Consider the following 17,281-nt stretch of genomic DNA (forward strand, 5'->3'; position numbering starts at 1 on the left):
GCGATGCTGCACGCTGAAGTCCTGCGCCGACTCTGCCTCGCCCGCGAAGCCTTGCGGACTGATGAGGAGCCGCATCCTTCGGTGAGCGAGATCGCACGCCGCGCAGGTTTCGCGCCACACCATTTCATCCGGCTCTTCCGGGCTGTCTTCGGAGGAACACCTCATCAATATCGTTCGATTGCGCAGATTGACCGTGCCAAGCAACTGCTCATCCTCACGGACCTCTCCGTCACGGAGATTTGCCTGGAGCTCGGCTTTTCCAGCCTCGGCAGCTTCAGCACGCTTTTCACGAAACGCAGCGGCATGACACCTTCCGCATGGCGGCAACGCTATGCCAACCCCACTCCGGCCAAGGAAATGCCGGCAGCGCTAATTCCTGGCTGCCTCACGCTCATGGGCAGCCCCCCGGTCGAAAAGGCAATTTCCGAGAAGCGGCCCAGGCAAGCCTAGGTTAGATTCGCCGCTTCCATCCGATGAAAATCAAACTCAGCAGCATCCACGTCGACAATCAGGACCACGCGCTCGCCTTCTACACCGGAGTGCTCGGCTTTCAGAAGAGCAAGGATATCCCCATGGGCGAGTTCCGTTGGATCACAGTAACCTCCCCTGAAGGACACCCGGATGTCGAACTGGTGCTTGAGCCCAATGCGAATCCCACTGCCAGAGCGTATCAGGAAGGGCTAATGGAACAAGGCATTCCCTGCACGGCTTTCGAGGTGGAGGATGTTGAAGCCGAATCGAAACGCCTGAAGGAAAGTGGAGTAAAATTCACGATGGATCCCACCGACGTGGGCATCGTGAAGATCGCGATCTTTGCAGATACCTGTGGGAACCTTCTGCAGATCTACGAGGTAAAAGGCGAATAGTCTGCTTGTTTGCCTACAATCCCGTCACTTCGACGATGCCGAAGATCCGCGTGCCCGGAGTGGCATCCACCGGCTGCTCGCGGATCACCCGTTCGCGGAATTCATCTACGGGCTGGATGGTCTGGGTGCCACCCATCGGGGTGAAAGAACCGGGGGCAAGCGTGCTGGAGACCTTTGCCACGTAGTTCAGGCCACTGCCTTTCCGACGGAGGTACTCCACACGCAGTACTTTGTTCTCCCCGCTGCCCGCGATCCTCACCGATGGCAGGCCCTTTGTGCCGATGCCCGGAACCATCGGGGTCACGTCGGAGCGGGAACCATCGAGGAAAAACGCATACTTCAGCAAGTTCGTCACGCCATCGTCATGCGGAGTGGCATCCTTGTCCGCACGGGCTCCCTCCAGTCGCGAGGTTTGCCGCCAGGCTGTCCAAGCTTCCGGCGAGCTCAAGCTCACCTCCAAGGGCAGCCGATGGAATTCCAGGCCATAGGTATCCGAGTCCAAGGGGAAAATCAGGTAATTCCCCACCGTCGAAAGTATCGTGCCGTATTTCCAAGGCGAGGGCATGTTGGCGATCGGCACCGGCCAAGTGCCCTCCCGGGTGCCATCGCTTCGCCACAGCGTGTAGCCGCTCTTCTCGTCACCACTCAAGAACCACAGCTTCCCTCCGGCCACGATCTGCTCGGTGATGTAGAATTGCACGGCAGGATCCAGTGCCGGCAAGTCGATGACCACGCGCGTGCCCTCCGCCGTACCATCACTGCGCCACAGGGAGTAGCCATTGACGGTCTTTAACCAGAACGTCACGCCGCCCCCAAAGGCCGCTAGACCTTGGCCATACTCATGGCGGATACCGCTATCCTGTAGAATCCGGAAGGTCCCGGCCTCCGTGCCATCGCTCCGCCACAATTCCGTGCCGGTGAGATTCGGCCCGCTCCCGAGCCAATAAAACAAACCGCCCGATCCCAGGACAGTGGTGTAGTAGGTCGGGTTCGAGGAAAAGAGGTATGAAGGCAGCAGCGCGATGCGGTAGGTGCCCGCCGTGCTTCCATCGCTGCGCCACAAGCCGGTGGATTGGAAATCGTATTCCGCCGTAAAGAAGGCCAACTGACCCGTCCCCGTGAGATTGGAGACCGATGAAATCGATACCCCAAGCGGGGAGGTTCCTCCGGTGGTGCCATCCGTACGCCAAGGATTACCGAAGTGAGTGAAAAACGCGAGATCACCGACCCGGGTCATCTGGCGGATCTCCGAGCTGTTGCTACCTGAAAAAACATCCTTCACCAGCGTGGTGCCGGCCTCCGTGCCATCGCTCCGCCAGAGCTCACGGCCATTCACGCCGTCATTGGCAGAGAAGAGCACATAGCCGTCCATGCCCAGGAAGCCCTGCGGAGAGGCATTTCCCGTAGGATAGATCTCCTTCACCTTGGTCGTGCCTTCCGTGGTCCCATCGGTCTTGTAGAGATCGTAGTGATCGTTCAGATCCTGGGACCCGTAGATCATCAGGTTTCCCAAGGCCGCTCCACCGGAAAGATAAGCATTGTAGGGTGAACTCTGGCCGGTCAACTGCGTGCCGAACGAGGTACCATCCGTGACCATAAGCTGGCTCCAACCCGCGGGCTTCGCGGTGAAGAACAAGCGGGAGCCGACATTGAGGAAAGCTTTGGGATCGGAAGGACTGGTGCCCCGGAAATTCCTCACCAGATAGGTCTGCTGGGCGTTTCCCTGGCTAGCCCACATCTCCTTCCCGTAGGAGGCATCCGTTCCGGAAAAGACCAGACGGTTCCCCGCTACCGACATGGCGCTGATGCCCTCGGTGAACTCCTTCAGGAGGCTTGAGCCCGACGCGCTGCCATCCGTGATCCAGAGATGCCTCCCATCGTCGCCCCGATCGGCGCGAAAATAAGCCTTTCCGCCGATCTGCGTGAAGAACCCCGGATAGGAATCGCCGGTTCCCGGATTGATTTCCAAAAGCTGTACCGTTCCTGCGGCGGTGCCGTTCGAAACCCAGGGTTCCACACCGGTTTCCGGAGTCGAATTGCTAAAGTAGAGAGCCTCTCCCGCCCTGCCGGATAGACCGGACATCCGGGTCAGCCCCCCCGCCCGGCCGAGAGCCTTGACCAAAATGGTCGTGGCAACCGTGCCGCTCGTCTTCCACAGCTCGGTCAATGCATAGTCGAGCGGCTTGGTGAAGTAGAGCACTCCGCCCATCACCTCCAGGGAGGCGTTGTAGGAATAGCTGGAGTTCCCAAGACTCCCCAGCTTCAGGATGGCAGGGCCGGCTGGATTCACCTTCCAGAGACTCGGAGCGCCGCTTCCGGCATCGAACGCGGCGACGTAGAGGTTTCCGCCCAGAACTTCCATGGCACCGGGTCCGAAGAAGCTGCTATCACCCACCAGCGAAGTACCGGCAGGAGTACCATCCGTTTTCCAAAGCTTGGCGAGCGCGCTGCCCGAGACCTTGGCAGAAAAATAGAGATAGCCACCGACCTCCTTGGCACTGAACAGCGAGGAATCGTAGTCGGTGGAGACGATCCCCGGCGAAAGGTCAGCCACCAGCTTGGTACCGGCTTCGGTGCCGTCGCTGATCCAGAGCTCCTTGCCATGGACGCCATCGTCCGCGGCGAAAACCACCCGGTTTCCCCACGCCGTGATGGTCGCAGGGCTCGAACTGCTGGTGGGATGGATGTCTTTCACCATCACGGTGCCTTCGGCGGTCCCATTGCTCCTCCAAAGCTCGGAGCTAGGCCCCGGGCTATTGCCGCCATTCCCGGAAAAGAAGCAGAGGTTCCCCGCCCGCACCATGTTCGATGAGGTGCCAGAGGAGGGCCCCGGCCAGACATCCTTCAGCAGAGTGGTCCCCTGCGGCGAGCCATCGCTGATCCATAGCTCGGACCCGTGGACGATATCGACGCCTTGAAAAAGCACGTAGTCGCCCATCGAGACATACGGCGAAATGTTGGTGCCCTGCTGGTTCGCGGCGACGTCCTTCACCAGCACCGGCGTCACTGCGGCGGAAAGCGGCAGGGATAGCTTCAGGATGGCTGGTAACGCCAGAAGTGCAGGACGGAGGCAAGACATGCGACGAGGGGGACCGGCGGACCCTAGATATGTCATCCGGGTGAAGCAAGCACCCCAGGCCGATTCACCTTCTCTTCGCGGAAGATTCACAGTCCGGCCTGGTAAAACGCCCATTCCGTCACTTGCCAAAGCGTTTCCGGCACCAAGAGCGAGCGATTCCGGCAGCTTCCGGAAAAACAAAAAACGCCCGGAGTTTCCTCCGGACGTCTTTTGAAATCGTTCGATCCTTGTCGGATTAGCGCGAGTAAAGTTCGACGATCAGCTGCTCGTTGACGAGCGGGTCGATGTCGGCGCGGTCCGGGATGCGGGAAACGGTGCCTTCGAGGCCTTCCTTGTCGAGGGTGAGCCAATCCACCAGCGGAGCGGACTGGGTCAGGTCGATCATACGCAGCGCGAGCTGCTGGGAAGACGGCTTGGCACCGACCTTGATCTTGTCACCCGGCTTCACGGAGTAGGAGGCGATGTCCACGCGCTTGCCATTCACGAGCACGTGGCCGTGGTTGACGAGCTGGCGGGCAGCCTGACGGCTGTTGCCGAACCCGAGGCGGTAGCAGACGTTGTCGAGACGCAGCTCCAGAAGCTGGAGGAGGATCTCGCCGGTCACGCCACGGCGACGGGCGGCTTCCTCGTAGTAGCCGCGGAATTGCTTTTCAAGGACGCCGTATTGGAAACGGAGCTTCTGCTTTTCGCCAAGGGCGACGGAGTAATCGCTCTTCTTTTTGCGGCCGGCGCGCAGGCCATGCTGGCCCGGCGGGAAGTTGCGGCGCTCAAGAGCTTTGGAGGAACCAAAGAGAGCGACACCGAAGCGGCGGCTGATCTTGGTGGTAGGACCGGTGTAACGAGCCATGATCGGTAGAAAAATGAATTAGACGCGGCGCGCCTTCTTCGGACGGCAACCGTTGTGCGGGATAGGAGTGACGTCCTTGATCGCAAGCAGCTCGATTCCGAGAGCCTGGACGGCACGGACGGCGGACTCGCGGCCGGAACCCGGGCCCTTCACGCGGACTTCGGCTTCCTTCAGGCCGTGACCCATGGCTTGGCGGCAGGCATCTTGGGACACCACCTGAGCAGCATAAGCCGTGCTCTTGCGGGAACCCTTGAAGCCCATCTTGCCGGCGCTCGACCAGCCGAGCGTGTTGCCGTTGGAGTCAGTGACGCTGACGATGGTGTTGTTGAAGGTGGCGGTCACGTGGACGATGCCACGGGAAATGTTCTTGGAACCCTTGGCCTTGTGGACCTTGATCTGGGTTTCCTCAGCGCCGGCGATCTCGGCGAAAATGTCGCGCTTCTTGTCGTCCTTCTTAGGAGCGACGGCCTCTTCGGCCTGGGGCGCGGCAGGAGCAGCCGGGGTCGCGGGAGCGGCAGCAGGAGCTGCGGCTTCCGGTGCCGGGGTGTTGGTTTCTTCGTCAGCCATTTCGGAAAAAGGTTCGGTATTCAGTCAGGCGCGGCTTACTTCTTCACGCCGACGGTGCGGCGCTTGCCCTTGCGGGTGCGGGCGTTGGTGCGGGTGCGCTGGCCGCGGACCGGGAGACCGCGCTTGTGGCGGATGCCGCGGTAGCAGTTGATGGAGGTAAGGCGCTTGAGCTGGGCCTGCTTCTCACGGCGAAGGTCACCTTCAATGATGATGCCCTGGCTCTGGATCACGGTAGCGATCTTGACGAGCTGGTCTTCCGTGAGCTGACCGGTGCGGATGTCCGGGTCGATGCCCGCTTGCTCGAGAATACGGCCGGCGGTGGTGTTACCGATGCCGTACATGTATTGCAGCGACGCCTCGATGCGCTTCTCGTTTGGGATTTCGATACCGAAAATACGTGCCATGTGATGCTTTGGTGAGCGGGAATACGCCGAGGGGTGACCTACTGTAAAGTGACCGGCCTGCCCGAAGCGGGCGGGCTGTTTAGCAGACGACCCCCCTCTGGCAAGTGGGAAATCGAATTTTTTCCGGAGATTGTCACTGCTTTTCAATCCGAATGGCGCGGAACCACACCTCATCCCCGTGGTCCTGAAGCAGAATCCGGCCCTTGGCTGGCCCCGCAAAGTCCTTAACTTTGCTAAACTTGCTAGCTTCCTTAAGTTCCGGCCACTCGGGGCCAGCGATGTCAATTTCGACCACTTTCTGGTCGTTCAAAAAGTGGGTGAGCTTGGTGCCGTTGGCGATGATCCGGGATTTGTTCCAATGTCCGGCGGGAGCGACGACCTTGTTCGCGGAAGGCGCCACGATTTCGTAAATGGAACCCGCGGAGGTATCCGGCACCTTGCCGTTGGGATGCTTGGCGTCATCCAGCACTTGATACTCCGGCCCCAGCCAGCCGCCTGGGGATTTGAGGACGCGGTATTTCACGCCGCTATTCCCGCCCGGAGCGATCTTCCATTCGAATTCCAAGGTGAAGTCTCCGTATTCCTCCTTGCTGAGGAGATCCCCGGCCTTCCCGACACGGTGGATCGCCCCGTCTTCCACTTTCCAACCATCCCCGGGCTTGCCGCCGTCCGCGGATTCCCAGCCGCTCAGGGTCTTCCCGTCAAAGAGATCCACGAAACCATCGCTCTCCCCGCTCGCGGCAGCGACCATCAATCCGGTAAATGCCAGTACCTTTAGCATGGTGTCAGCCTGACGGGTTCATCAGAGGGTGCAAGCAGGATTCCATGAGGTGTATGACAACATTTCACCCACAGGAGCCTCTACTAGGAGCCAGTGCCCGCCAGCTTCAATTCTACGCCGCCGCTCACCGTTTCCTCACGGCAAAAAGACCTCAAACACCCGCGAAAATCCCCAACGGGGTTTAAAAACCAGTGCTTGGGAATTAATAATTCCTGTCTTTTCTCCAGCCCCCCGGAAACGGGGTCAAAGTTGGCAGCCGTATTGCATCCTGATCCTCGACAAAACGAAGCTCCTCTTTAGTTTCGCTGAAATTCTGCAATCTGCCTTAGCCCCATGGAAGATACCATCCCCGCCCCGGCGCTCCCGACCAGCGATCACACCGATCATCAGCTCCCGCCGGACGACGTGGCGGCCATCGACCAACTGGGGAAAACCTACGCCGCGCTGAAGGCGGAACTCGGCAAGGCGATCATCGGCCAGGACAAGGTGATCGAGCAACTGGCGATCTGCCTTTTCGCCCGCGGCCACGCCCTGCTGATGGGTGTCCCAGGCTTGGCGAAGACTCTGCTGGTCTCCTCCGTCGCCCGCACCTTCGATCTCTCTTTCAACCGCATCCAGTTCACCCCGGACCTCATGCCGGCGGACATCACCGGCACGGACATCATCCAGGAGTCCGGCGTCGGAGGTCGCCGCGAGTTTGAATTCGTCCGCGGCCCGGTATTTGCGAACATCGTGCTGGCGGACGAAATCAACCGTGCTCCGGCCAAGACCCAGTCCGCGATGCTGGAGGCCATGCAGGAGTTGAAGGTGACGGTGCTGGGCCGAAGCTATGACCTGCACCCGCCCTTCTTCGTGCTGGCGACCCAGAACCCGGTGGAGCAGGAAGGCACCTATCCCCTGCCAGAAGCCCAGCTAGACCGCTTCATGTTCCTCATCGAAGTCGACTACCCGACGGCGGACGAGGAAAAGCGGATCGCCCGCGAAACCACTGGAACCGCTCGTGCCGCGCTGAATCACCTCCTTGATGGCCCCGCGGTGATGGCCTACCAGCAACTCGTCCGCCGCGTTCCCGTGCCGGAGCATCTCTATGAGTATGCCGTGTCGATCGTCCGCAAGACCCGCCCCGGCACTCCCGAGGCTCCGGGTTGGATCAAGGACTACGTCGCTTGGGGTGCCGGCCCGCGTGCCGTGCAGTATTTGATTCTAGGAGCAAAGGCCCGTGCTGCCCTCCGCGGCGGCTACATGGCCAGCATCGAGGACATTGAGGCGGTGGCGGTCCCGGTCCTGGGTCACCGCGTCATAACGAACTTCGCGGCCGAGTCCCAAGGCATGACTTCGAAGAAGGTGGTTGAGCGCCTGATCAACGAGATGCGCGAGGACTAATTTAACGCCGGCATGCTGAAAACCATCAGACGCTACGATTCGCATGAGGCTCTTCGGGAGGATCAATTGCGCTACTGGCAATCGATAAGCTCCTCCGAGCGGATCAATGCAACATGGCAATTGGTAGTGGACTACCGAAGACACCACAATCTCCAACCTCATGAACCAAGACTTCAAAGACTTGTTACGCCTGTTCGCAGAGCATGGCGTTGAGTATTTGATCGTCGGGTGATACGCCGTCATGCACCACGCACAGGCACGCTACACGAAGGACTTGGACCTCTGGATACGGCCGGAAACCGAGAATTCCAAGAAGGTCGCGAAGGCATTGACCGCTTTCGGCGTCCCTCTAAGAGAAGTGACGACCGAAGACTTCGCCCAAGAGGGCCTTCAATTCGTGGTTGGCGTACCTCCTTGCGCCGTCGATTTTCTTACCACGGTCGAAGGCATCGATTTCGAATCGGCGTGGAATTCCCGCGTCCAGCATCAAGTCGACGATGTGCCGGTCCTCTACCTTTCGCTTCGTGATCTAATGACCACGAAACGGACAGTCGGCCGAGCGCAGGATCTAGCCGACATTGAGGAGCCCAACCGACCCCCTCGACCAGGTGGAGACACATGAAATACGAGTTTCTCGATAGCGGCCTTCTCGCGCGCCTGGGAGCGATTCCCTTGGAGACGCGGGTTCCGATGCTCGGCAACGTAGCAGGCAAGCACCGATCGCCCCACCGTGGCTCATCCGTTGAGTTCGCGGAATATCGGAAGTATGTGGCAGGCGATGATACGCGCCGCCTCGATTGGAAGGCCTTCGCGAGATCCGATCGTTTCTACATCAAGGAATTCGAAGCGGACACGAACCTCCGTGCTTACTTCGTGGTCGATGCCTCGGGCTCGATGAAATTCCACGGCCAAGGCGAGACCAAGATCGCGTATGCCAACAAGATCGCCGCTTCCCTCGCCTACCTGTTAGTGAATCAGGGAGATGCCGCCGGCCTCTCGGTCTGCACGGACAAGCTGCACCTCGAAGTGCCGCCGAGCCGCCGCCCCGCGCACCTACAGCACATCTTCGATACGCTCGGGAAACTGGAGCCGTCCGGCGATACCGGCCTGGTCCCCGCGCTGCACACCATCGCGGAGAAGATCGGCCAACGTGCCTTCGTCGTCATCCTCTCGGATCTCTTCACGGACACGCAGGCATTCTCCGATGCGCTCCAGCATCTGCGCTATCGCAAGCACGACATCTGCGTCTTCCACCTCATGGACCCGCAGGAACTCGGCTTCGAGTTCGAGCGCCCTCACCGCTTCGTCGATATGGAAGACGGCACCGCTCTGGTAGTGGAGCCGAACCTGATCGCGGACGAGTATCACGCAGCCCTGAAGGAGTTCCTCATCACCGTGAAAGCCAAGTGCCACGATGCCGCTGCGGACTACCAGCTCGTGCCGACGGACACGCCCTTGGAACCGCTGCTGCGGGACTTCCTGACGGCCCGACTTCCCAAGAAAGGACACTCTTAAGAAAACAAACCACCCGGCTCCCGGCATCTACCGTTCCTGCTGAAAAATTTTCTCCTCCGTGTCTTTCCTCCAACCACTTCTCCTCTGGGGCCTCATCGCTGCCAGCATCCCGATCATCATCCACCTGCTGAACCGCAGGCGGCACAAGACGGTGATGTGGGCTGCCATGCAGTTCCTGCTGAAGGCGACGCGCGAGTCGCGGGGGAAGAAGAAGCTGCGCCACATCCTGATCCTCACTTGCCGGACGCTGGGTATCGCGGCGCTGGCCGCGGCGGCGGCACGACCCGTCTTGAGCGGGATCATGGGTTGGGGCGGCGGGAAGCCAGACGTGGTAGTTCTGGTGCTCGATCGATCCGCGAGCATGGAGGCCACGCCGAAGAGCGGCACCGTGCCGCGCCGGGAGCTCGCCCTGCAACGGGTGCGCGACGTGCTGGCGGATTTGGACGGCACCCGGCTGGTCTTGATCGATAGCGCATCGGAAACGCCGCAGGACGTGCCAACCCCGGATGTGCTGGATCGCATCTCTTCCACCTCCCCCACCGATACCGCAGCAGATCTTCCCTCAATGCTTTCCCGCGCGGCGGAGTTTCTCACGGAAACGCCGGGCCGCGCGGAGGTATGGATCGCCTCCGACCTGCAGGCCTCGAACTGGGAGCCGCAGAACGAGCGCTGGACCTCCGTCCGTGCGGCACTGGCATCCCTGCCTCAGCCGCCGAAGCTGCGGGTGCTCTCGATGGGTGGCGACTCTTCGCCGAATCAATCGGTCCGCATCCTGTCCTCGCGTCGTGCCGGAGCCCAGCTCTCGCTCGATATTGAGATCGTCCGTAGCGACGACGCCTCGGCTCCGATGAACTTGCCGCTGACTGTCACGCTCAATGGCGTGCGCAGCACCAGCAATGTCACCCTGGCAGGACAAAACTTCCGCTTCCGCAAAACGCTGCCGATCCCGCCGAAGGAAGAGTCCGGCTACGGCTGGCTCTCCATCCCTGGCGATGGCAACCTGCGCGACAATGCCGCCTTCTTCGCCTATGGCCCGTCCCGCCCGGTGAAGAGCATCCTGGTAGCGCCTCCGGGTGAAGCTGCCAACTACCTTGCCATCGCCGCCGCACCGAATGGCCACGCGGCGCAATCGGTGGAGCGCATCGATCCCGCCCAGCTTTCCCGCCTCGAGACCGCCGATGTTGCCACGATCTTCTGGGCCGCACCGCTGCCCACCGGCACCACGGCGGAGACGATCAACCGCTTCCTCATTGATGGCGGCGAAGTCGTTTTCTTCGCACCGCAGGGCGAGAGTAATCTGGAGTTCCTCGGCGTGCGCTGGTCGGCCATCAGCACTTCCGAGAAAGACAAGTTCTTCATCCTCGACTCATGGGATCACGACGACGGCCTGTTACGTGATGGCCTCGACAGCACGCCTATCCCCGCGGATCGCATGAAGGCGCTGAAGCGCCGCATCCCCGAAGGCGAAGCCGCAATCCTAGCACGCTGGGACGACGGAAAGCCCTTCTTGGTCCGCCGCGTGGTCGAGCGCGGGACGGCATGGTTCGCGGGATCGCTGCCGGATTACACATGGTCGAACCTCGGCGATGCCGACGTGCTGCTTCCGGTCACGCAACGAGCAATCGCGGAAGGAGCGGAGCGCTTCGATGCCGGCTATCTGGCGACACTCGGCACCCGGGCCGCCATGCCGCGCCCGGGAGAAACCCGCGCCCGTCTGGATGACTACGGCGCGCCGGTGCCTTCGAACGAAAGCTTCGAAGCTGGCATCCATCGCTTCGGCGACCGGATCCTGGCAATCAATCGCCCCGCTCGCGAAGACGACCTCGCGATCATCCCGCGCAATACGCTCAATGACCTGCTGAAGGAAACCGGCTTCACTTTCCTCGATGACCGGGGCACCTCGTCGAAGGAAAACGTCTCCCAGGACGTCTGGCGCGGTTTCCTCGCTGCGATGCTCTTCTTCCTGATCTCGGAAGCGCTGCTGTGCCTGCCACGTCGATCTGCCGCCGATCATCTGCCGGGTAGCAATCGACCCGGCCAACCCAAGAAGGCATGAGCTGCGTGACGGACATGCCCTTCCATAGCATTCAAAAGCTCCCGCGGTTCTTCCCGTGGCGAGGACATGCTGCGCTCTCGGCCTTGTTCATCACCGGAGCTTTGGCGATACGCATCCAGAATTACTTCGACGGCCGTCGCTTCGAAAGTCTGAACGCTTTCTCGTCACAGACATTCGTGATCTTGTTCCTTTTTATCTCCGGAGTCGCACTCCTCTTCGCTGCGCTTGGCGGTTTGATCGAGATATTGCGGCGGCGCGAACCGTGGCGGAAAAGCGGGCGCCTCGCCCTGCCCTTCGCGACGGTTTACGGGATCGCATGGCTTCCGATCCCGGATTTCATCGAAGCCGCCGGAGCCTCCATCCGCGACAAAGCAAGCAGCGCGGAACTGACATCTCTGGCCCGCTCCGTCGTAGACTCGCCTCCGGACTGGTTGAAAGACGGATCTGCGGGCGGCTCCCAAATCGACAAGGTCAAATGGATGGGCGGCACTTCACCCTTGGATCGTCTCGGCCTCGGCAAATACGCCTTCCTCACGACCCAAAAAGAAACGCTGCAATTCAGTTGGGGCAGCTCTCTCTCCAACCGCTGGGGCCTGGCGATTTCCGCGGCCCCGGGCATCAAGCCGGAATTGCCGAACGACGTCGTGAAAGCCGTCCCCGTCTACCCGGATGTCTGGGTCTACACCCTCATCGATTACTAAGCCAAGCTCATGCCGTCCGCCGCCACTGCCGGTCATGACAAGCCGAAGTCCCGTTGGACTTGGGGTTGGGCGAGCTATCTCTTTCTTTCAGCAGGAGCCGTGGGGCTGCTTCTTGTGGGACGCTTGCTCAATTACTTCGAAGGCCTCGCCCTGGGGGATAGCGACGTTCTGATCAAGATGGCGATCATGGCGATGCTGCTCCTGTGCCTACTGATGCTCGGCACCTTGGGACTTGTCGCGCTCTACCGGATCATCCGGAGAAGGGATCACTGGCTGAAGCTCGGCATCCTGGCGCTACCCGCGGTGGCGATGGTAGCCATGGATTTCGTGCCGCTTCCCAGCTTCAACGACGGCGTGATCGAAGCACTGCGGAGCAAGACCACCGGCGCCGAGTTCGTCGCGCTGGCGAAGGCGACCTCTGCAAAACCTCCGGAGTGGCTGAAGGAATCCGAGGAACCGGGCCTGCTTGAGAAGAAGGAGAAGTGGCTGAAGACCGCGGCACCCCTTGATCGTCTCGGCGTCGAACCCTATCCGAAGGTTTCCCTGCAAGGAGAGACCCTGCTTGTAGAGTGGGGCGGCCCGCTTTCCCGCCGCTGGGGTCTGGCCATCTCCTCGACTCCCGGCGTGAAGCCGGAGATCCCCTCCCACGCGGCCCATTCGGAAGAAATTCATCCCGAAGTCCGTCTGTTTAATATCTACCTGTAGCGCATCCCCTTGTCCTTCAATCTCCATAACCTGCACTTCTCCCCCACCCCGGTCACCCTGGCGATCGGCCTCGTGGCAATCGTGGTGGTAGGTGTGCTCTGCTTCCTCTCATGGCGTCGTAGCCCGCACCCGGCACGCACGGGATTGCTGGAAGGTCTGCGTTTCTTTTGTACGCTACTCGTCGTACTACTGCTCTGGAAGCCGGAGTGGCTGACGGTCATCCATCCGGTGACGAAGCCGCGGATCGCGATCCTCTGGGATCAATCGAAGTCGATGGAAACCCTCGATGCCGAGCTTCCCCAGCTCTTCTCGCCAAGCCGGGAGGTCGTCTCGCGCGCCGCTTGGACGAAGGCTGCGATGGAGAGTCCGCTGTGGGTGCCGCTGAAAGAGGATGGAAAGAACGAGGTGGTGGATCGCCCCTTCGGCACTCCGCCGACCGATCCCGCGGAGTCGTCGCTCGCCGGCACCGATCTTTCCACGCCGATCGAGGATCTGTTGGAAAATGAGACGAATCTCCGCGCCGTGGTGATGCTTTCCGATGGCGACTACAATACCGGCCAGCCGCCGGTGGTGGCCGCTCAGAAGATGCTGCAGCGCGGCGTCCCGCTCTTCACGATCCCCGTGGGCAGCAAGAAGCGCCTCCCGGACATCGACCTGCTAACCGTGACTGCGCCCGCCTACGGCATCGTGGGTGAAAACGTGCAGATACCTTTCACCGTGCGCTCCTCGCTTGACCGAGAGATCCGCACGATCGTCCGGCTGAAGGACGACAACGGGAAGGAAAAGACGAAGGAGATCACCTTGGCTCCGGGCACCGAGACCTACGATGCGATCCTCTGGCGCTTGGAGAAGGAAGGCTCATCGACGCTCGAGCTATCCATCCCGATGGCGGAGGGAGAGCGGATCGAGGCGAACAATTCCCGCAAGTTCACCCTCTCCGGCAAGCCGGAGTCGATCAAGGTGCTGGTGATCGAGACCCTGCCGCGCTGGGAATACCGCTACCTGCGCAATGCCCTGTCCCGCGATCCGGGTGTGGATCTCTCCTGCCTGCTCTTCCATCCCCAGCTCGGCAAGGGTGATGGGCCGGACTACATCCAGGAATTCCCGGAAAAGCCAGAGGAGCTCTCGAAGTATGATGTGATCTTCCTCGGCGATGTCGGCGTGGCACCGGACCAGCTGACGAAGGATCAATGCGAGCTACTGCGCGGGCTGGTGGAGAACCAAGCGAGCGGCATCGTCTTCATGCCCGGTCCGCAGGGGAATCAATTCTCCCTGCTGGATACCGCCCTGCGCGACCTGATGCCGGTGGATCTGGATCCGGAGAACAAGCAAGGCTTCAACGATCCGGTGGCTTCCCCGATGACCCTCACCGGTGAAGGCCGCGGCTCGCTGCTGACGATGCTGGCGGATACCGAGGACGCGAACCCGGACGTGTGGCGTAGCTTGCCCGGCTTCCACTGGCATGCACCCGTGATCAAGTCGAAGGGCGGCACGGAAGTGCTGGCCGTCCATGCGAACCGCCGCGGGCGCTACGGCCAGATCCCGCTGATCGTCACGAAGCTCGCTGGCAATGGAAAGGTGCTCTTCATGGGCATCGACTCCGCATGGCGCTGGCGGCGCGGTGTGGAGGACAAGTATCACTACCGCTTCTGGGGACAGGTCGCGCGCTGGATGTCCTACCAGCGGAACATGGCTTCCGGCGAACGCGTGCGGCTCTACTTCACCCCCGAGCGCCCTGTACCCGGTGACTCGGTGACCTTCAATGCGAACGCCTTCGACAAGAACGGCGCCCCGCTGAAGGAAGGAAAGGTCTATGTGGATGCGATCGCTCCCGATGGCACCTCGGAGCGGATCGAATTGGAAAAAAACGACTCCGCTTGGGGTGCCTACGCCGGGCGCCTGCGGATCGGCCTGCCGGGTGAGTGGAAGTTGCGTGCGTCCATCGACGAAGCCGGTGCCGAAGCGGTGGAGACCAAGCTTCTCGCGCAGGGCGTGGAGTTGGAGCAGACCGGTCAGCCGGCACGTCCCAGCGTGCTGGAAGAAATGGCGCGGATCGCACGAGGGCGCATGATTTCACCCGATGAGCTTCCCGCCCTCGTGAAGGAGATCGAGGCCCTCCCCGAACCAAGGCCCATCGAAAACCGCATCGCCCTGTGGTCCCACTGGGCCAGCGTCCTGCTCCTGGTATCCCTCCTCTCCATCTTCTGGGTAGGCCGGAAGCTAAACGGTACCTTCTAAGGCAGTCCGCAAGCGCAGTGCTTTCCTTCCAACAGAAGTGGCGCTTCGAAGCGCCATCACGCGGACGGGCTTCTTCCGGGACATACCATCCGAAACGCCCCTCTCCCGCCTCCAAATAAAAACCCCAATCATCCCGCGAAGCGCACTTCGCTTGATGATTGGGGATTGAAAAGCCGGTGGTTCAGCCGATGACTACCCTCACCCCTTGATCTCAAGGAGCATCTGCGGATTGTTCGGGAACTTCTTCAGGAAGTAGAGCAAGCGCTCCATCGCCTCCACCGGGCGATGCCCGGAGAGACCGCGGCGGATCAGGTGGATCTTGTGAAGCATGTGCTCCGGAAGCAGCAGTTCCTCACGGCGCGTGCCGGATTTGAAGATATCCACCGCAGGGTAGATGTAATTCTCCGCGATCTTGCGATCGAGCACGAGCTCCATGTTACCGGTGCCCTTGAACTCCTGGAAGATTGCCTCATCCGCACGGCTGTTCGTCTGGATCAGCGCAGTGGCGAGGATGGTCAGCGAGCCAGCCTCACGCGTATTGCGCGCGGCGGCGAAGAGACGGCGCGGGACTTCTAGTGCACCCACGGTGATCCCGCCGGTACCGATGCCCCTGCCCTGCTGGCGCATGCCGCCATTGTAGGCGCGGGCCAGACGGGTGATGGAGTCCATCAGCAGGAAGACGTGCTTGCCGCCTTCCACCAGGCGCTTCGCGCGCTCGATACAGAGTTCGGCGATGCGACAGTGGCTGCGTGCGCCCTCGTCATTCGAGCTCGCATAAATCTCCGCCCCGGGAAGCGTGCGGCGGAACTCCGTGACTTCTTCCGGACGCTCATCGACCAGCAGGATCATGAGATGAATGCTCTCATCATGCAGCTCGCGCACCGCTTCCGCGATGTGCAGCAACAGCGTCGTCTTGCCCGAACGCGGCGGGGAAACAATGAGACCGCGCTGGCCGCGTCCCACCGGTGCCATGATGTCCAGCACGCGCGTGGTAAAACGCTGCTGTGTGGTCTCAAGGGCGATGCGCTTGTTCGGATTGATCGCCTTCAATTCTTCGAAGGCCGGAAGCTTCTTCGCTTCATCCGGGGAAATATCATTGATGGTCGTCAGTTCCACCAGTTGCTGACCGCGTGATCCTTCTTGGGCGAGACCATGGATCCACACGCCCGGACGCAAGCCATAGCGGCGAACCATCTCGGGAGAAACAAAGACGTCATCGCGCGCCTGCTCGAAATTTTTCGAAGGCACACGGAGGAAACCGAAGCCCTTCGGCGCGAGTTCCAGCATGCCATTCACTTCGACCTTCGGGCCGGTGAAAGATCCCGGGCGCTCGGCTGGCTCGCGGTCGCCGCTATCCTGACGGTTCTCACGGGGCTGCCTGCCCTGCTGACGCTCGCCACCGCCACCACCTTGCGGCTCACCGCCTTGGCGTGCCTCGCGATCACGTTCACGGCGGCGCTTGCGGCGGCGCTTGCGGCGCTCGCGGTTGGCATCGGTGCGATCACCACCCCCTTGGCCCTGACCCTCGGAGCGCTGCTGCTGATGACCTTGCTTCCGATTCTCGTCACGGCCTTCGCGTGGCTCACGACCCTCACGTGGTTCACGTGGTTCGCGACCTTCACGAGGCTCACGGCCCTCGCGCGGTTCGCGGCCCTCGCGGATCACGCGACCACCACCGGGCACCCGGCCGAAAGTCTGCTTCGCCTCGCCTCCTAGTGCAGAAGCTTCGTTCCGCGGCGCAGGTGCCGCTTCAGCGACCGCTGCAGCCACAGGCGCGGCTTCTTTCACCGGCTTCGGTGCAGGTGACGCGGCTTCTGCGGAAAGGGAAAAGGATTCTTCAACTGCGGCTGCTTTCTTGGCAGCCTTCTTCGCCGCTTTCTTGGCGGCGGGCTTCTCAGCCGGAACATCCAGTGGCAGGACAGCCTGCGCGGGAGACTCTTCGGCCTTTGGCTTGGACGCCGCCTTCTTCGCTGCCTTTTTGGCTACCGTCTTCTTCGCAGCCACCTTCTTGGTCGCAGCTACTTTCTTGGCAGCCTTCTTCGCCGCCTTCTTGGCTGCGGGCTTCGTTTCGGAGGACGAGATGTCCGCAGCGGGCTCATAGCCGGCGGTGTCCTGGGGCGTATTATGGCTCATTCAAAA

Annotated in this window: 15 protein-coding genes; 9 read left to right on the top strand and 6 right to left on the bottom strand. The window is 61.3% G+C overall.

The features are described from left to right. Positions 1-3 precede the first annotated feature (3 nt). Positions 4-450: a helix-turn-helix transcriptional regulator gene (locus HHL09_RS00990; RefSeq protein ID WP_169452639.1), complete on the top strand. Its 447-nt coding sequence runs from the start codon at positions 4-6 to the stop codon at positions 448-450. A 23-nt stretch (positions 451-473) separates the two neighbouring features. After that, a complete protein-coding gene (locus HHL09_RS00995; RefSeq protein ID WP_169452640.1) occupies positions 474-866 on the top strand; it encodes a VOC family protein in 393 nt (130 codons plus the stop codon). Between the two features lie 13 nt (positions 867-879). Here the strand turns inward: HHL09_RS00995 and HHL09_RS01000 are convergent, their stop codons facing one another. The 5 genes from HHL09_RS01000 to HHL09_RS01020 form a co-directional block, all read right to left on the bottom strand. Beyond that, positions 880-3,945 (bottom strand): ELWxxDGT repeat protein, encoded by a 3,066-nt coding sequence (locus tag HHL09_RS01000; RefSeq protein ID WP_169452641.1) that lies wholly within the window; start codon positions 3,943-3,945, stop codon positions 880-882. A 235-nt stretch (positions 3,946-4,180) separates the two neighbouring features. After that, the gene (rpsD, locus tag HHL09_RS01005) at positions 4,181-4,792 is read right to left on the bottom strand and encodes a 30S ribosomal protein S4 (RefSeq protein WP_169452642.1); all 612 of its coding nucleotides are present in this window, start codon (positions 4,790-4,792) and stop codon (positions 4,181-4,183) included. Between the two features lie 18 nt (positions 4,793-4,810). Then, positions 4,811-5,359 carry a 30S ribosomal protein S11 gene (rpsK, locus tag HHL09_RS01010; RefSeq protein ID WP_343224871.1) on the bottom strand — a complete coding sequence of 183 codons (549 nt, stop codon included), beginning with the start codon at positions 5,357-5,359 and terminating at the stop codon, positions 4,811-4,813. 35 nt (positions 5,360-5,394) lie between these two features. Then, positions 5,395-5,763 carry a 30S ribosomal protein S13 gene (rpsM, locus tag HHL09_RS01015; protein ID WP_169452643.1) on the bottom strand — a complete coding sequence of 123 codons (369 nt, stop codon included), beginning with the start codon at positions 5,761-5,763 and terminating at the stop codon, positions 5,395-5,397. A gap of 133 nt (positions 5,764-5,896) precedes the next feature. Next, positions 5,897-6,544, bottom strand: coding sequence for a 3-keto-disaccharide hydrolase (locus HHL09_RS01020; protein ID WP_169452644.1), 648 nt, complete (start codon positions 6,542-6,544; stop codon positions 5,897-5,899). A gap of 333 nt (positions 6,545-6,877) precedes the next feature. On the opposite strand from HHL09_RS01020, the gene HHL09_RS01025 reads away from it, so the two are divergent. The 7 genes from HHL09_RS01025 (at position 6,878) to HHL09_RS01055 (ending at position 15,142) form a co-directional block, all read left to right on the top strand. Further along, on the top strand, positions 6,878-7,927 hold the full coding sequence (locus HHL09_RS01025; protein WP_169452645.1) for an AAA family ATPase: 1,050 nt from the start codon (positions 6,878-6,880) through the stop codon (positions 7,925-7,927). A 241-nt stretch (positions 7,928-8,168) separates the two neighbouring features. Further along, a complete protein-coding gene (locus HHL09_RS01030) occupies positions 8,169-8,549 on the top strand; it encodes a hypothetical protein (protein WP_169452646.1) in 381 nt (126 codons plus the stop codon). Further along, positions 8,546-9,442 (top strand): DUF58 domain-containing protein, encoded by an 897-nt coding sequence (locus tag HHL09_RS01035; protein WP_169452647.1) that lies wholly within the window; start codon positions 8,546-8,548, stop codon positions 9,440-9,442. The genes HHL09_RS01030 and HHL09_RS01035 overlap by 4 nt, the downstream gene beginning before the upstream one ends. A 58-nt stretch (positions 9,443-9,500) precedes the next feature. After that, the gene (locus HHL09_RS01040) at positions 9,501-11,498 is read left to right on the top strand and encodes a BatA domain-containing protein (RefSeq protein WP_169452648.1); all 1,998 of its coding nucleotides are present in this window, start codon (positions 9,501-9,503) and stop codon (positions 11,496-11,498) included. A gap of 176 nt (positions 11,499-11,674) precedes the next feature. Then, positions 11,675-12,199 carry a hypothetical protein gene (locus HHL09_RS01045; RefSeq protein ID WP_169452649.1) on the top strand — a complete coding sequence of 175 codons (525 nt, stop codon included), beginning with the start codon at positions 11,675-11,677 and terminating at the stop codon, positions 12,197-12,199. Positions 12,200-12,208: 9 nt separating this feature from the next. Continuing rightward, entirely contained in the window at positions 12,209-12,904 is a 696-nt protein-coding gene (locus HHL09_RS01050; protein WP_169452650.1) for a hypothetical protein, read from the top strand. 9 nt (positions 12,905-12,913) lie between these two features. Continuing rightward, a complete protein-coding gene (locus tag HHL09_RS01055; RefSeq protein WP_169452651.1) occupies positions 12,914-15,142 on the top strand; it encodes a hypothetical protein in 2,229 nt (742 codons plus the stop codon). A gap of 198 nt (positions 15,143-15,340) precedes the next feature. On the opposite strand, the gene rho is transcribed toward HHL09_RS01055, so the two are convergent. After that, positions 15,341-17,275 (bottom strand): transcription termination factor Rho, encoded by a 1,935-nt coding sequence (rho, locus tag HHL09_RS26630; RefSeq protein WP_169452652.1) that lies wholly within the window; start codon positions 17,273-17,275, stop codon positions 15,341-15,343. Between the last annotated feature and the right edge of the window lie 6 nt (positions 17,276-17,281).

It is taken from the genome of Luteolibacter luteus (assembly GCF_012913485.1).
GTDB classification, from domain to species: Bacteria; Verrucomicrobiota; Verrucomicrobiia; order Verrucomicrobiales; family Akkermansiaceae; genus Haloferula; species Haloferula lutea.

Bases quoted from the DNA above. Each gene is read 5' to 3' on its own strand.
- rpsM (WP_169452643.1), bottom strand. From the start codon at position 5,763: ATGGCACGTATTTTCGGTATCGAAATCCCAAACGAGAAGCGCATCGAG.
- rpsD (WP_169452642.1), bottom strand. From the start codon at position 4,792: ATGGCTCGTTACACCGGTCCTACCACCAAGATCAGCCGCCGCTTCGGT.
- rpsK (WP_343224871.1), bottom strand. From the start codon at position 5,359: ATGGCTGACGAAGAAACCAACACCCCGGCACCGGAAGCCGCAGCTCCT.
- HHL09_RS00995 (WP_169452640.1), top strand. From the start codon at position 474: ATGAAAATCAAACTCAGCAGCATCCACGTCGACAATCAGGACCACGCG.
- HHL09_RS01035 (WP_169452647.1), top strand. From the start codon at position 8,546: ATGAAATACGAGTTTCTCGATAGCGGCCTTCTCGCGCGCCTGGGAGCG.
- HHL09_RS01020 (WP_169452644.1), bottom strand. From the start codon at position 6,544: ATGCTAAAGGTACTGGCATTTACCGGATTGATGGTCGCTGCCGCGAGC.
- HHL09_RS00990 (WP_169452639.1), top strand. From the start codon at position 4: ATGCTGCACGCTGAAGTCCTGCGCCGACTCTGCCTCGCCCGCGAAGCC.
- HHL09_RS01000 (WP_169452641.1), bottom strand. From the start codon at position 3,945: ATGTCTTGCCTCCGTCCTGCACTTCTGGCGTTACCAGCCATCCTGAAG.
- HHL09_RS01050 (WP_169452650.1), top strand. From the start codon at position 12,209: ATGCCGTCCGCCGCCACTGCCGGTCATGACAAGCCGAAGTCCCGTTGG.
- rho (WP_169452652.1), bottom strand. From the start codon at position 17,275: ATGAGCCATAATACGCCCCAGGACACCGCCGGCTATGAGCCCGCTGCG.
- HHL09_RS01030 (WP_169452646.1), top strand. From the start codon at position 8,169: ATGCACCACGCACAGGCACGCTACACGAAGGACTTGGACCTCTGGATA.
- HHL09_RS01025 (WP_169452645.1), top strand. From the start codon at position 6,878: ATGGAAGATACCATCCCCGCCCCGGCGCTCCCGACCAGCGATCACACC.